This window comes from Nonomuraea sp. NPDC050547 (assembly GCF_044457345.1).
Lineage (GTDB): Bacteria > Actinomycetota > Actinomycetes > Streptosporangiales > Streptosporangiaceae > Nonomuraea.
The window spans coordinates 160,501-174,469 of record NZ_JBITGW010000011.1 but is presented as its reverse complement, the minus strand read 5'-3'; the positions used below and the strand labels follow the sequence as shown (position 1 = coordinate 174,469).

At 71.0% G+C, this 13,969-nt stretch carries 11 protein-coding genes; 7 read left to right on the top strand and 4 right to left on the bottom strand.

The features are described from left to right. The first annotated feature begins 27 nt into the window (after positions 1-27). Both ACIBHY_RS27390 and ACIBHY_RS27385 read left to right on the top strand, forming a co-directional pair. Entirely contained in the window at positions 28-678 is a 651-nt protein-coding gene (locus ACIBHY_RS27390; protein ID WP_397308090.1) for a DUF2461 domain-containing protein, read from the top strand. Between the two features lie 134 nt (positions 679-812). Beyond that, positions 813-2,240 (top strand): DUF2079 domain-containing protein, encoded by a 1,428-nt coding sequence (locus tag ACIBHY_RS27385; protein ID WP_397308089.1) that lies wholly within the window; start codon positions 813-815, stop codon positions 2,238-2,240. On the opposite strand, the gene ACIBHY_RS27380 is transcribed toward ACIBHY_RS27385, so the two are convergent. Next, a complete protein-coding gene (locus ACIBHY_RS27380; RefSeq protein WP_397244896.1) occupies positions 2,237-4,726 on the bottom strand; it encodes a hypothetical protein in 2,490 nt (829 codons plus the stop codon). The two genes, ACIBHY_RS27385 and ACIBHY_RS27380, sit on opposite strands and share 4 nt — an antisense overlap. Positions 4,727-4,868: 142 nt before the next feature. Here ACIBHY_RS27380 and ACIBHY_RS27375 point away from each other — a divergent pair, with 142 nt between their 5' ends. Next, positions 4,869-5,483, top strand: a complete 615-nt coding sequence (locus tag ACIBHY_RS27375) for a hypothetical protein (RefSeq protein ID WP_397244893.1) — start codon at positions 4,869-4,871, stop codon at positions 5,481-5,483. 51 nt (positions 5,484-5,534) lie between these two features. Here the strand turns inward: ACIBHY_RS27375 and typA are convergent, their stop codons facing one another. After that, complete coding sequence (gene typA, locus ACIBHY_RS27370) at positions 5,535-7,388, bottom strand: translational GTPase TypA (protein ID WP_397308088.1); 1,854 nt, start codon at positions 7,386-7,388, stop codon at positions 5,535-5,537. A 72-nt stretch (positions 7,389-7,460) separates the two neighbouring features. After that, a complete protein-coding gene (locus ACIBHY_RS27365; RefSeq protein ID WP_397308087.1) occupies positions 7,461-7,802 on the bottom strand; it encodes a hypothetical protein in 342 nt (113 codons plus the stop codon). A gap of 57 nt (positions 7,803-7,859) precedes the next feature. On the opposite strand from ACIBHY_RS27365, the gene ACIBHY_RS27360 reads away from it, so the two are divergent. The 4 genes from ACIBHY_RS27360 to ACIBHY_RS27345 are packed head-to-tail and all read left to right on the top strand — an operon-like array spanning position 7,860 to position 12,226. Then, the gene (locus ACIBHY_RS27360) at positions 7,860-8,594 is read left to right on the top strand and encodes an AMP-binding protein (RefSeq protein WP_397244887.1); all 735 of its coding nucleotides are present in this window, start codon (positions 7,860-7,862) and stop codon (positions 8,592-8,594) included. A gap of 42 nt (positions 8,595-8,636) precedes the next feature. After that, on the top strand, positions 8,637-11,051 hold the full coding sequence (locus ACIBHY_RS27355) for a LuxR C-terminal-related transcriptional regulator (RefSeq protein ID WP_397244885.1): 2,415 nt from the start codon (positions 8,637-8,639) through the stop codon (positions 11,049-11,051). Positions 11,052-11,106: 55 nt separating this feature from the next. Continuing rightward, entirely contained in the window at positions 11,107-11,457 is a 351-nt protein-coding gene (locus tag ACIBHY_RS27350) for an AMP-binding protein (RefSeq protein WP_184960361.1), read from the top strand. Between the two features lie 10 nt (positions 11,458-11,467). After that, complete coding sequence (locus tag ACIBHY_RS27345; RefSeq protein ID WP_397244883.1) at positions 11,468-12,226, top strand: alpha/beta hydrolase; 759 nt, start codon at positions 11,468-11,470, stop codon at positions 12,224-12,226. 293 nt (positions 12,227-12,519) lie between these two features. On the opposite strand, the gene ACIBHY_RS27340 is transcribed toward ACIBHY_RS27345, so the two are convergent. Next, the gene (locus tag ACIBHY_RS27340) at positions 12,520-13,953 is read right to left on the bottom strand and encodes an aldehyde dehydrogenase (RefSeq protein ID WP_397244881.1); all 1,434 of its coding nucleotides are present in this window, start codon (positions 13,951-13,953) and stop codon (positions 12,520-12,522) included. Positions 13,954-13,969: the final 16 nt, after the last annotated feature.

Here is a 13,969-nt window from a genome sequence, read left to right as displayed (position 1 = left end):
TCGGTCAGGTCTGGCACCCTGGTCGGCATGGGTTTCACCGGCTTCCCCGACGAGGCGTTCATCTTTTTCGAGGGCCTTGAGGCGGACAACTCCAAGGCGTACTTCACCCGCCACAAGCACCTCTACGAAGACGCGGTCAGGGCGCCGATGCTCGCCCTGACCGACGCGCTGGGCCCGGAGTTCGGGGCGGCCCAGCTGTTCCGTCCCTATCGCGACGTGCGCTTCGCCAAGGACAAGTCCCCGTACAAGACCCACCAGGGCGCCTTCATCGACACTCAGCCCGGCATCGGCCTCTATGTCGAGGTCAGCGCCGCCGGGCTGTTCCTGGCGGGCGGCATCTACACCCAGGCCGCCGACCAGGTCGCCCGCTACCGAGAGGCCGTCTCCGCCGACCTGTCCGGCAAGCCCCTGACCCGGATCGTCGCGGACCTGCGGGCCCAGGGCTACGAGATCCGCGGCGACCGCCTGAAGACCCGCCCGCGCGGCGTGCCCGAGGACCATCCGCGCCTCGACCTGCTGCGCCACCGCTCCATCTACGCCGGCGTGCGCGCGGAGCCGGAGCCGTGGGTCCACACGCCGGAGGTCGAGTCCCGGGTCCGCACGGCCTGGCGGGAGTTCGCGCCGCTGGTGGAGTGGCTGTCGACGCACGTGCGGGGCTCTGAGCTACCGCGCCGCTAGAGCCCTGAGCCGTCCCGCCGTCACGAGGTACCTCACCGTCGAGGGGTCGGGGCCGCCTCGCGGCCAAGGGTTCTGAGCCGTCCCGCCCGTGACGGGCGTCCCGGGCGGGGGTCCGGCACCGGTACCGTTGCAGCGTGTTCGGCGACGTTCCCGGGGCCTCCCGGCGGGAGTGGCTGTGGATCTGGGGGATCGCCGGGGTCGCGGCGATGGTCTACTCGGTGCTGTCGTTCGTCCGGGTCCATGCCCTCAAGGCCGGCACCTACGATCTGGTGATCTTCGACCAGGCGGTGCGGTCCTACTCCGAGTTCCGGCTGCCGATCGCCATCGTCAAGGGCGTGCACAACGACTTCGGGGCGGGCTTCTCCGTGCTCGGGGACCACTGGTCGCCGATCCTCACCCTGCTGGCGCCGCTCTACTGGCTGCACGACGGGCCGGAGACGCTGCTGATCGCGCAGTCGGTGCTGCTGGCGGCGGCGGCCGTGCCGCTCTGGGTGTTCGCCCGGCGGGCGCTCGGGACGGGAGCCGCCTACGGGGTGGCGATCGCCTACACGCTGTCGTGGCCGGTGGCCGAGGCGGTGGCCTTCGACTTCCACGAGGTGGCGTTCGTGCCGCTGCTCACCGCGGTCATGCTCGAACGCTGGCAGGCCGGGCGCAAGGTCGCCGTCGTGGTGGCCGCGCTCGGGCTGTTGTGCGTCAAGGAGGACATGGGGCTGCTGGTCGCCGGGTTCGGGCTGGTGCTGCTGACGCGGGCCGGCTGGCGGGTGCTCGGTGGCGGGTTCGTGCTGGGCGGGGTGGCGTTCACGGGGCTGGCCTCGCAGGTGCTCATCCCGGCCTTCGGCGGGCGGCCCGACTACTACTGGGCCTACGGGGCGCTCGGCGACGGGGTGTCCAGCGCGGTGCGGACGATCGTCACCGACCCGCTCACGGCCTTCGGGCTGCTGGGGACGCCGCCGGTCAAGCTGGTGACCCTGCTGCTCCTGCTGGGGGTCTCGGCGCTGGCGGCGCTGGGCTCGCCGCTGGTGCTGATGGCGGTGCCGTTGCTGGCGGAGCGGATGCTGGCCAGCTCGTTCCCCAACTGGTGGGTGCCCGAGTACCACTACAACGCGTTCCTGGTCGTGGTGATCTTCGCGGCCGGGGTCGACACGGTGCGGCGGTTCGGGCGGCTGCGGAAGGTCTGGGTGGCCGGGATCGTGGTGTTCGCACTGGCCGCCGTGCCGTTCTTCTCGCTGGCGCGGCTCGCCGATCCCGGCTCGTACCGGCGCGATGCGCGGGAGCTGGCCGCCGCCGGCGCCGTGGCCACGGTGCCCGACGGGGCGCTGGTGGAGGTGGCCAACAATCTGGGGCCGTTGCTGACCGGCCGGGCGCGGGTGCTGCTGCTCGACCGTACGCCCCGGTGGGCGCCCTGGGTGGTGGTCGAGACCGGGCGGCGCGTGTTCCCGTTCAAGAACGCGGCGGAGCAGAACGATCGGCTCGACGCGCTGGTGGCGGCCGGGTATCGGATCCGGTTCCGCCAGGACGCCTTCGTCGTGCTGCACCGGCCGGGCCCGGAACCGAAACTCTAGGGGCCGCCGGTCTGCACCTGGTCGCCGCGCAGGATCCGGTCGACGGACTGGCTGGCGGCCGAGGTGGCGGCGGTGGTCACCACGGCGATCAGGACCGCGACCAGCGGCGTGGCCAGGCTGCGCAGGCTGCGGACGTTTCTGACCCGGCCCCACGGCTCCCCGGCCAGGTGCATGAGCCGCCACTCCCAGAACAGCCCGAGGCCGATGTAGACCAGCGCGACCTGCCCGACCACGATCGCCAGTAACTGAAGCTTGTCGAAGGCGGAGACGTCCGGCTCGGCGAAGGCGGGCAGGTACGCCGACAGCTCCGTGACCAGGGCGGCGGCCATCAGGTGCAGCACCTTCGTCATCGGCTGCGTGCCCCTGACGCGCGGGTAGAAGTAGCCGAACAGGAAGCCGAACGCGGGCAGGGTCAGCAGGTAGCGGGCGTCGAAGAGGTAGCTGGCCAGGTCGGGGCCGGCGGGCAGGCCGTACATGAACAGGAACGGCAGGCTCAGCAGCAGGCAGATCACGAAGGCGTGCACGCCGTTGTGCCAGGGCGTGCAGGCGGCGCTGGTGGCGAAGGCGGTCTCGGGGTGGCGGCCGTGCCCGTCCAGGGCGGTTTCGAGCTCGTCGCGCTGCTGTTCGAAGTCGCCCATCGACAGCTCGCCGGCGCCGATCCTGCCGCGGCCGACACGGTAGAGCTCCTGCTCGGAGACGAGCAGCAGCCGCTTGTGCAGGGCGCGGCGCACCATCGCGCGGTGATCCTCGGGGGTACGCGGCTCGTCCAGCCCGTCCGGCACGGGCCCGAGCAGCCACCACGCGGAGATCCACGCGAAGACGGAGGTGACCGAGAGCAGAGGCACGGTGACGTCGAGGTCGGGCAGGCTGCCGGTGCCCCTGGGTGACAGGTGGAGCACCATCAGGCAGACGGTCACGCTGGCCACGGCGGCACGGTGGTGCACGGCACTCAGCTCGCCGCCCAGGCGGCGCAGCCGCAGGATCAGCAGGACGAAGCCGAGCAGGAGCAGCCCGAGCACGCCGCGGATCAGAGGCGTGAGCTCCAGCGTGCCGAGCATGGGCTCGGGGTGGTCGACGGGCGTGCTCCAGGAGCCGTCGTCGAGCCATTCGGTGGGCCAGCCCTGCATGAGCAGGCTGAGGATCACCGCGGCCACGACGGCGCCGCGCGACCAGGTTCTGGTGACGACGGCGACGGCGCCGATCGGGATCAGCGACCAGAACAGGCCCAGCACCAGGTGGACGCTGTCGGGCGGGTAGACGTCGTAGAACAGCGCCTTGAACCACAGGGCGAGCGCCAGGGTGCCGATGGCGATCCCGGCGGCCACGGCGGCCAGCCGTACCACCACGAAACGGATGCCGAGGTCGGCGCTGAAGGCGATCGCGGCGCCCGCCGCGGCCAGCGCGGCGACGGCGACGCCGGTGATCAGCTGGGGCGGGTGGAGCTGGATGTGGCGGGTCGACCACAGGAACATGGCGAAGGCCACGAGCACGCCGAGCGCGGTCACCGCGAGCGCGTCGCGGCTGGTCCAGGGCGCGGGCGTGGGCACCATGCGGCCGGCGTGGCGCACCGCGATCGCGGGCAGCACGCCGAACATCACCACGTACGCGATGCCCTGCAGGCCGGTGGCGTAGAACGGGCTGGCCAGCACGGGCGTGGCCAGCACCAGGCCGATGAACAGCTCCCGGTTGTGGAGCCGCTGCCACCACGGGCGGCCGAGCGAGCGCAGCAGGAAGGCGATCAGCAGGAGCGCGGTGACGATCGCCAGCTCGCTGCCCCAGGAGAAGGCCTCGTCCTCCTCGTGGTCGACGAAGCCGTAGGAGTCGTGGACGAGGGTGACGGTGACCTGGTAGTTCACCGTGAACTGCAGCCGTTCGGCCTCCTCTCGCTCCGGTTCGAGACCCGAGGTGCGCAGCACGCTCCACTCGGTGGGGAAGAGCGTGATCGTGCGCTGGTTGATCAGTGAGGGCTGGACGCCGGGCGCCTGGAACTCCAGCGTCAGCTCCTCGCCCCTGGCCAGCTGGCGCAGCACGATCACACGGAACTCGGCGGTGGACTTGCCGCCGGAGGTGGTGAGCTCGGCCGGGTACCTGACGGTGGGCGCGAGCCAGCCGCCGCCCACCTTGAGCGCGCCGAGTCCCTTGTCGGTGATCGCCCGCAGGTCCGGGGGCACGCTGCCCCTGATCCAGCCGGCGAGCGGGTCGTCCTCGTCCATGCGGAACGTGTGGGTGATCGTCACCCTGACCTGATGCTGGCGCTCGTCGATGCGGGCCGGTGGCACCTGGCGAAGGTCGGCGGCGGTGGCCCTGGCGATGGTGACGTCGGTGGTGGCCCTGCGCTCGTCCGCGGCGCCGGAGGGCAGCGGCCTCGACCCGTCGGGCTGTCCCCGTGACAGCGGCCGATCCACGGGCATCGCCGTGAGGGTGCACCAGATGATCGCCGCAGCCGAAAGGGCGGCGAGCCCGTACGCGACGATCCTCCGGATCAAGCCCACACCTTGGATGATTCATGTGAGACCGCTGATGTTCCACGGACCTAGGTAACGGTGTGATTACACCGGTCCGCGAACTGGGAGATCGGGCTAATCTGCCCCCTTTGTGCCCGATGAGCAGAGAGGGGACTGCGAAATCGTGTGGATCACCCGGCGGCTTCGCCGCGACAAGCAGAAGGGACAGGCCGACGACGGCCGCTTCCCGGTCGAGCGGAAGTGGGGCTGGCAGCTACAACTGAGCGCCCAGGCGGAGACCGCCTTCATGACCGGTCTGCGCGCGTATGAAGAAGGGGGCGGCAAGCTCACCATCCACGGGGAACACGGGATTCTGACGCTCGCGGACCCGCCGCGGGCGATCTCGCTCTACGTGCTGGCCGCGCGCTTCGCGGCCCTGAGCCACAACGCGCTGCGCGACCCGGAAGGCGCGGTCGAGGGACTCATGAAGGTCTGCGTCGAGGTCGCGCAGCCCGGAGTCCTGCACCTGCGCGGGACGGCCTCCACAGAGGTCCTCGCCGCCGTGCGCGAGGTCACCGAGAACCTCGGCAGCTGGTACGGCGACGCCGAACTCGGCTACGTGTCGGTGATCGCCCCGGGCGAGGACGAGAACACGTTGATGATCGATCTGGCCAAGGCGGCCGGACGCCACGCCGCCGGTGACGCCATGCGGGAGGTGGTCCAGGGGCTCATCGACGACGGTGAGGTGACCTGGGCCCGGCCCCCGGTGGGGGAGCAGCGGCGGCTGCTGCTGAAATAACACGTCGAAGGGGTACGGCAGACGCCTGCCGTACCCCTTCGACGTGGTGTGTCAGTTGTTGCGCTTGGCCCGCGCGACGGTGCGGGCGCGGGTGGAGGCGTCCAGCACGACCTTGCGGATGCGGACCGTCTCCGGCGTGATCTCCACGCACTCGTCGTCCCGGATGAACTCCAGCGCCTGCTCAAGCGACAGCACCCGCGGCGGCGTCAGCGTCTCGGTGACGTCGGCCGTGGAGGAGCGCATGTTGGTGAGCTTCTTCTCCTTGGTGATGTTGACGTCCATGTCGTCGGAGCGCGAGTTCTCGCCGACGATCATGCCCTCGTACACCTCGGTGGTGGGGCTGACGAAGAGCGTGCCGCGCTCCTGGAGGTTCAGCATGGCGAACGCGGTCACCGGACCGGAGCGGTCGGCCACCAGCGAGCCGTTGTTACGGGTGCGCAGCTCGCCGAACCACGGCTCGTAGGCCTCGAAGACGTGGTGCACCAGGCCGGTGCCGCGCGTCTCGGTCAGGAACTCGGTGCGGAAGCCGATCAGGCCGCGCGCCGGGACCACGAACTCCATGCGGATCCAGCCGGTGCCGTGGTTGGTCATGTGCTCCATGCGGCCCTTGCGGACGGCGAGGAGCTGGGTGACGGCGCCGAGGTACTCCTCGGGGCAGTCGACCGTGAGGCGCTCGACCGGCTCGTGGACCTTGCCGTCGACCTCCTTGGTGACGACCTGCGGCTTGCCGACGGTCAGCTCGTAGCCCTCGCGGCGCATCTGCTCGACCAGGATGGCCAGCGCCAGCTCGCCGCGGCCCTGGACCTCCCACGCGTCGGGACGCTCGGTGGGCAGGATGCGCAGCGAGACGTTGCCGACGAGCTCCTTGTCGAGGCGGTCCTTGACCATGCGGGCGGTGACCTTGGAGCCCTTGGCCTTGCCGACCAGCGGCGAGGTGTTGGTGCCGATGGTCATCGAGATGGCCGGCTCGTCGACGGTGATGAGCGGCAGCGGGCGCGGGTCCTCGGGGTCGGCCAGCGTCTCACCGATCATGATCTCGGGAATGCCCGCGATCGCGATGATGTCGCCGGGACCGGCCTCCTCGGCGGGCTTGCGCTCCAGAGCGTCGGTCATGAGCAGCTCGGTGATCTTGACGCGCTGGATCGTGCCATCGGTACGGCACCACGCGACCTGCTGACCCTTGCGAATCTTGCCCTGGTGGATACGGCACAGGGCGATCCGGCCCAGGTAGGAGGAGGCGTCGAGGTTGGTGACGTGCGCCTGCAGCGGGGCGCTCGGGTCGTAGGTCGGCGCCGGGATCGTCGACTTGATGATGTCGAACAGCGGCTCAAGGTCCTCGGAGTCGGGCATTCCGCCGTCTTCGGGCCGTGCAAGCGCGGCGCGCCCGGCCTTGGCCGAGGCGTAGACGATCGGGAAATCGATCTGGTCGTCGGTCGCGTCGAGGTCCATGAACAGGGCGTAAACCTCGTCGACGACCTCCGCGATGCGGGAGTCGGGGCGGTCGACCTTGTTGATGCACAGGATGACCGGCATCTTCGCCGACAGCGCCTTGCGCAGCACGAAGCGCGTCTGGGGCAGCGGGCCCTCGGAGGCGTCCACCAGCAGCACGACGCCGTCGACCATCGACAACCCGCGCTCGACCTCGCCGCCGAAGTCGGCGTGGCCGGGGGTGTCGATGATGTTGATGGTCATGTCGCCGTGCTTGACGGCGGTGTTCTTCGCGAGAATGGTGATGCCCTTCTCGCGCTCTAGGTCGTTGGAGTCCATGACGCGGTCGTCGACGTCCTGGTTGGCGCGGAAGGCCCCGGACTGCCAGAGCATGGCGTCGACCAGCGTGGTCTTGCCATGGTCGACGTGCGCGATGATCGCGATGTTCCGCAGGTCGTCGCGGCTGTTCAAAGGCATGATGACGTCTCGCTCTGTGTTCGTGGAGGCAGACCGCGCGAACCGCGGCCTATTAAGTCTAGTTGATCCCGCTCATGGCAGGAGCGGCACGAGGTGCCGGGCGGCGAACGCCCTGGCCTCCTCATCGCTGCTCAGGGGTACGACGCTGTCCGGGGTGAGCAGGAACGACAGGGTCACCCTTATAAACACTTCGGCGACCGCTTCTGATTCCGGGCCGCGCAGATGCCCGGTCAGATGTTCCCTCGCCACCTTAAGGTACGGCCCCGCCTCCGGCGTCGGGCGCGGCAGGGTCGTCTCCGTCAGGAACCGGTAGACCGCGGTGGTCCGGCGCAGGCCGTGCTCCACGATCCACGCGAAAGCGGCATCGAGGATGCGATCGGCCGTCTCGTCCACGGCGCCGGCGTAGAGATACATAGCCGCTTGCACATTCATGATGATGCCGGGGCGGGCGTTGCTCCCTACATTGACGGCATGACCTGGACAGAGTTGGTCATGAACGCGGCTCCGGCCGGCGGCGACCGTCCCGCGGTCACCGACGTACGGACCGGCGAGGTCATGACCTATGCCACTCTCGTCCGCCGAGTCACTCACGCGGCGGCCGGGTTGCGCCGTCACGGCTTGAGGTACGGGGACCACGTGCTGGTCGACCTGCCTCCGGGCGCGGCGCTGCCGTGCGCGGTGCACGCCGTCGCCTGGTCGGGCGGGGTGGCGCTGCTCAATCCTGGCGGCGTCGCGCGGCTGGCCGTCGTCCACCGGACGCGCGAGACACGGGCGGAGAAGGTGTTCACCTTCGAGCCGGGCCAGGGACCCGACCGGTTCTCCTCGCTGATCGGCGAGCAGCGCGTGGACTTCGGCCCGCTGGCAGGACCGGCGCTGACCCTCGACGGCCGGCGGGTGCTGAGCCACGAGGAGCTCGCCGGCGACCTGCGCAGGCTCGCCGCCCGGCTGCTCATCGACAAGGACGACGTGGTGCTGGTGGCCGTCACCGACGTGTTCAAGGCGCTGCGCGCGCTGGACCTCGCGCTCATGTGCGGCGCGCACGTGGTCGTGGCGCACGAGCCGACGCTGATCGGCTGCAGGGTGCTGGCCAGCGAGCACGCGGCCACGCTGGTCGTGGCGCCGTACGAGCTGGCCAGGCGGCTGCTGGGCGATCCGCTGCTGCGGGTGGTCGACGACCGGGCGGTCACGAGCTCACTCGCGCTGTGAGAAATCGGTGACAGAGCGCGCCAAGTGCGCCACTGTGAAGTCATGGCGGATGCCCCGCGGCACAACCTGCCGGCCGAGCCCAACCGGTTCGTCGGCCGTGAACGCGACATCGGCGACCTGTGCGCGATGTTCGACGAGACGCGCGCGGTGACCTTGTGCGGAGTCGGCGGCATCGGCAAGACGCGGCTGGCGTTACGCGTGGCCCACCGGCTGCTCGACGACTTCGCCGACGGCGTGTGGGCGGTCGAACTCGCCAAGATCTCCCGGCCCGAGCTGGTCATGCAGGAGATCGCCGAGGTGTTCGGGCTGGAGAGCGAGCGCGGCCGCGACCTCACCGACGCCGTCGTCACCCGGCTGGCCGGGTCGAGCTGCCTGGTCCTGCTGGACAACTGCGAGCACCTCGTCGAGGCCACCGCGCACGCGGCGGCGGCGCTGATGGCGGGCTGCCCGGGTATACGGGTGCTGGCCACGAGCCGGGAGGCGCTGCGCATCTCCGGCGAATTGATCTGGCACGTGCCGCCGCTCGACCTGCCCGGCGCCGACCCGTCGGCGGCCGAGTCGGTGCAGTTGTTCCTCAACCGGGCGCGGGCCGCCGGAACCCAGCTCGGCGAGGAGAGCCTGCCCGACGTGGCCAGGCTCTGCCGCGCGCTCGACGGGCTCCCGCTGGCCATCGAACTGGCCGCCGCCCGCACCCGCATGCTGAGCCCCGGCCAGATCGCCGACCGGATCGACGACCGGTTCGCGCTGCTCACCTCCGGCGACCGTACGGCTCCCGCCCGGCAGCGGACGCTGGCCGCCGCGGTCGAGTGGAGCCACGACCTGCTGTCGGAGGCGGAGAAGACGCTGCTGCGCCGGCTGTCGGTGCTGGCCGGCGGCTTCGACCTCGACCTGGTCGAGCGGGTGTGCGCCGAGCCGCCGCTGTCGGAGTCGCGCATGGTCACGCTGCTGGGCGCGCTGGTCGACAAGTCGCTGGTGGTCTGCGACGAGGACCGCGGGCGCTTCCGGCTGCTCGACACCATCCGGCAGTTCGCCGCCGAGCGGCTGGCCGACTCCGACGAGGAGCGGATGGTGCGCGACCTGCACCTGAGAGTGCTGTGCAAGCTTCAGGAGCGGGCCTTCGACGCGGAGTTCCTCACGCCCGGCGTCACCTGGCGCGAACGGCTGGCCGCCCACACCGGCAGCCGCGACCGGCTCGCCGACCAGCGGGCCGCGCTGGAGTGGGCGCTGCGCTCCGGCAACGTCACCGTGGGGCTGCGGCTGTGCATGCGCAGCAGCGGCCTGCTGTCGCTGGGCGGCAGCGCCGCCGAGGTCGTCGGCTGGGTCGAGCGGCTGCTGCGGCAGGACCTCAGCCTGGTGGCGCCGGAGCAGATCGGGCTGGCGAAGGGCTACATGGCGTACGGGCTGCTGACCCGCGACGACCTCGACAGCGGCCTGGCCGCCGCCCGCGAGGGCCTGGCCGGCATGGCGGGGGACCCGTTCGTCCTGGCCACGGCCCACACGGTGGCCGGCGGAGCGCTGCTGCGCATGGGCAGGGGCGACGAGGCGACCGCCCACATCGACGGCGCGCTGGCGGTGGCCAGGGACAACGGCGACCGGTTCAACGAGGCCGGGGCGCTCATCGAGGGGTCCATCTACTCGCTGCAGCGCGGCCGCCAGCGCGAGGCCCAGCGCGGCGCGGAGGAGGCCTACACCGTGGCGAGCGCGCACGGCCATCCGTGGATCCTCGCCATGGCCGCCTCCCACCTGGGGCTGGCCGCCGAGACCCGCGGCGACCTGGAGGCGGCGGCCGAGCACTACGACGCGGCCATCTCCTGGCTGCGCGAGCTCGGCAACCGCGGCGACCTCGCCCAGAACCTCGCCAGGAGCGGCCGCGTCTGCGCGCAGCTCGGCGACCTGGCCGCCGCCCGCGAACGGCTGGCCGAGGCGGTCGCCACGGCCCGCGAGTGCGGCCTGCGCCAGGCCATGAACCGCTGCCTGGTGTCGCTGTCCGCGCTGGCACGGGCCGAGGGCGACCTGGAGAGCGCGGTGCTGGCCTCGTCCGCGGTGGCCGCCCTGCGCGAGTCGATGGGCCAGCGGACCGGCTCGGTCAAGGTCGACGAACTGCTGTCGGCCGCCCGTGCCAAGCTGGGCGAGGGCCGTACGACGTCGTTGTGGTCGATGGGGCGCTCGCGGCCGCCGTTCGAGGTGGCGACGCAGGTGCTGGAGGGGCGCAGGCCGGAACCGGCCGCGGGCCCGGTCCAGGTGGAGCCGGTACGCGGCTCGCTGTTGACCACCCGCGAGCAGGAGATCGCCGGCATGCTCACCCGCGGCCTGTCCAACAAGGCCATCGCCGAGGAACTGGTGATCAGCCCGGCCACGGTGGCCCGGCACATCGCCAACATCATGGACAAGCTCGGCTACACCTCGCGCGCGCAGATCGCCGTGTGGGCCGCCGACCATGGTGTTCCTTCTGCATAATCATCTGCATAATCCGCCCCATGTGCGCGGATCCCGGCGTCCCTACCGTGGTCGCATGGACCAGCGCATCGTCATGATCGACCCCGGGACGGGGCAGACGCTCACCGAAGAACAGCACGATGAGCGGCTGGCCACGGCGGCCGCGCTGCTCCGGCGGCGAGGTGTGCGGGCGGGCGACACGGTGCTGATCTGCCTGCCGGTCGGATCCGACCTGCTGGTGGCGGCGGACGCGGTGATGGCTGCGGGAGCGGCCGTCTCGCCGCTGGCGCCCGACGGCGACGGCCTCTGGGAGCGGGTCGTGACCAGCTCCGCGCGGCTGATGATCTCCGACGATCCTCGGGCGCTCGCGGCCGCCCAGGACTCCAGGATCAGGGTGGTGATGAGCGCCGCTGAACTGGGTGCCTAAGCTCGGATTCATGCCGCTTGCGAAGAATTTTCCCGTCATGCTCAGGACCTCGGACGGCGTCCGCCTGGAAGGGGTCCACACGCCCTCCGCCTCCGGCGATGCCGAGGTCGGGATCGTGCTGGCCCACGGGTTCACCGGGTCGTGGCGGTGCGCGGACACGCGGCGGATCACCCACGTGCTCAGCCGGTTCGGCGGGGTGGTGTCCTTCGACTTCCGCGGGCACGGGCACTCGGGCGGCGAGAGCACCGTGGGCGACCTTGAGGTCCACGACGTGGAGGCCGCGGTACGGCACGCGCGGGTCATCGGGTACCGCGAGGTCGCCGTGGTGGGCTTCTCCATGGGGGCGGCGGTCGCCGTACGGCATGCGGGGTTGCACGGGGGGATCGACGCGGTGGTCGCGGTGAGCGGCCCCGCGCGGTGGTACTACCGGGGCACCAAGCCGATGCGCCAGGTCCACTGGGCGATCGAGAAGCCGATCGGCCGGATCGCCGCGCGCGTGGTCAAGCGGACCCGGATCGCGCGCGGGCAGTGGGACCCGGTGCCGATGCCGCCGCACGAGGCCGCCGCCCTGATCTCGCCCACCCCCTTGCTGATCGTGCATGGGGACGCGGACACCTTCTTCCCCCTGGAGCACGCCCGTCAGCTCTACGACGGCGCCCGGGAGCCCAAAGAGCTGTGGATCGAGCCGGGGTACGGCCACGCCGAGTCGGCGGCCAGGCCGGATCTGGTTCTCCGGATCGGAAAGTGGATTGATTCGAACCTTTCCTGAGTAATAGGCGTCTACCTAGGGCGGATGGAAGAAAACCGCCGGGAGAAAGTCCTTGGGGAAGGAAACCGCCCCTGGTGGAGACCGTAGGACATACTTCATGTAGTCAGACGGTCGCCCAGCGTTGCGGGGGCGCGCTGGGTGCCATCTAGACGTGCGAAGGGGCCCGTGGAGTCACGGGCCCCTTTCGTACTTCCCTGCTTCCCCAGGTCAGTCCTGGGTTCACCCGCCTCGGAGTGTGACCTGGCGCAGAGGTTCGGCTTGTCGGGGGTTCGGGTTTCGCTTGTGGGTGGCGGTCAGCCCAGGCGGGCGATGGTCTTGTACTCCAGGTAGGCGCTCAGGCCCTCGGGCCCGAGTTCGCGGCCGAGGCCGCTGGCCTTGTAGCCGCCGAACGGGACGTTGGCCTCCAGCATGAGGCAGTTGACGCCGTAGGTGCCGGTGCGGACCTGGCGGGCGATGTCCATGCCGTGGTCGGCGTCCGCGGTCCAGACGGTGCCGCACAGGCCGTACTCGCTATCGTTGGCGATGCGCAGCGCGTCCGCCTCGTCCTCGTAGGGGATGACGGCGAGCACGGGGCCGAAGATCTCCTCGCGGGCGATCCGCATGTCGTTGGTGGCTCCGGCGAAGACGGTGGGGGCCACGTACCAGCCGCGGTCCATCGGACGGGACAGGCCGCCGACGACGACCTTGGCGCCCTCGTCCATGCCGATCTTGATGTATCCCTCCACCCGCTCCTGCTGCCGCTTGGCGACCAGGGGGCCGATGCCGGTCGCCGGGTCGGCCGGGTCGCCCACGGGCTGGGAACTGACCATGGCGGCGACGGCCTCGACGACCTCGTCGTACCTGTTGCGGGAGGCGAGGATGCGCGTCTGGGCCACGCAGGCCTGGCCGTTGTTCATGAGCGAGGCGATGGCGAGCATGCCCATGCTGGCGGGCAGGTCGGCGTCGTCGAGGATGATGGCGGCGGACTTGCCGCCCAGTTCGAGGCTGACCCGCTTGAGCTGCTCGCCGCAGATGGCGGCGATGCGCCGGCCGGCGGCGGTGGAGCCGGTGAAGGCGACCTTGTCGACGTCCGGGTGGGAGACGAGGTGCTCGCCGGCCTCGCGGCCCGCGGGGACGATGTTGAGCACGCCCGCCGGGACGCCCGCCTCGGTGACCATGTCCGCGAACATGTAGGAGTCGAGCGGTGTCTCCGGCGCGGGCTTGAGCACGATCGTGCACCCGGCAAGCAGCGCCGGTGCGATTTTGGTCATCGAGACGAACTGCGGGACGTTCCACGGCACGATCGCGGCCACCACGCCGACGGGCTCGCGCCGCACGGTGGTGGGGCCGAACAGGCCGGGACGCTCCTCCTCCTGCTCGAACGTCCTGCCGTACTCGGCGTAGAACTGCAGCATGCCGAGCGGCTGCGGCGTCTGGGCGAGGTTGGAGAAGGTAATCGGTGAGCCCATCTCCTCGGTGATGAGCGCGGCCATCTCGCCCTGCTTGGCGGCGTAGATGTCGGCCAGCCTGCCGATGACCGCGGCGCGTTCCGCGAAGGTCATGCGGGGCCAGGGGCCGTGGTCGAAGGCCTCGCGGGCGGCGGCCACCGCGCGGTCCATGTCGGCCGGGGTGCCGTCGGGTACCCGGCCCACGACCTCCTCGGTGTGCGGGGAGATGACGTCGATCACACCGGTGCCCGCGGGGGCCACCCATTCGCCCCCGATGAAGAGCGTGTCGTGCTGGCGCATGTCGTGAGCCTCCTAC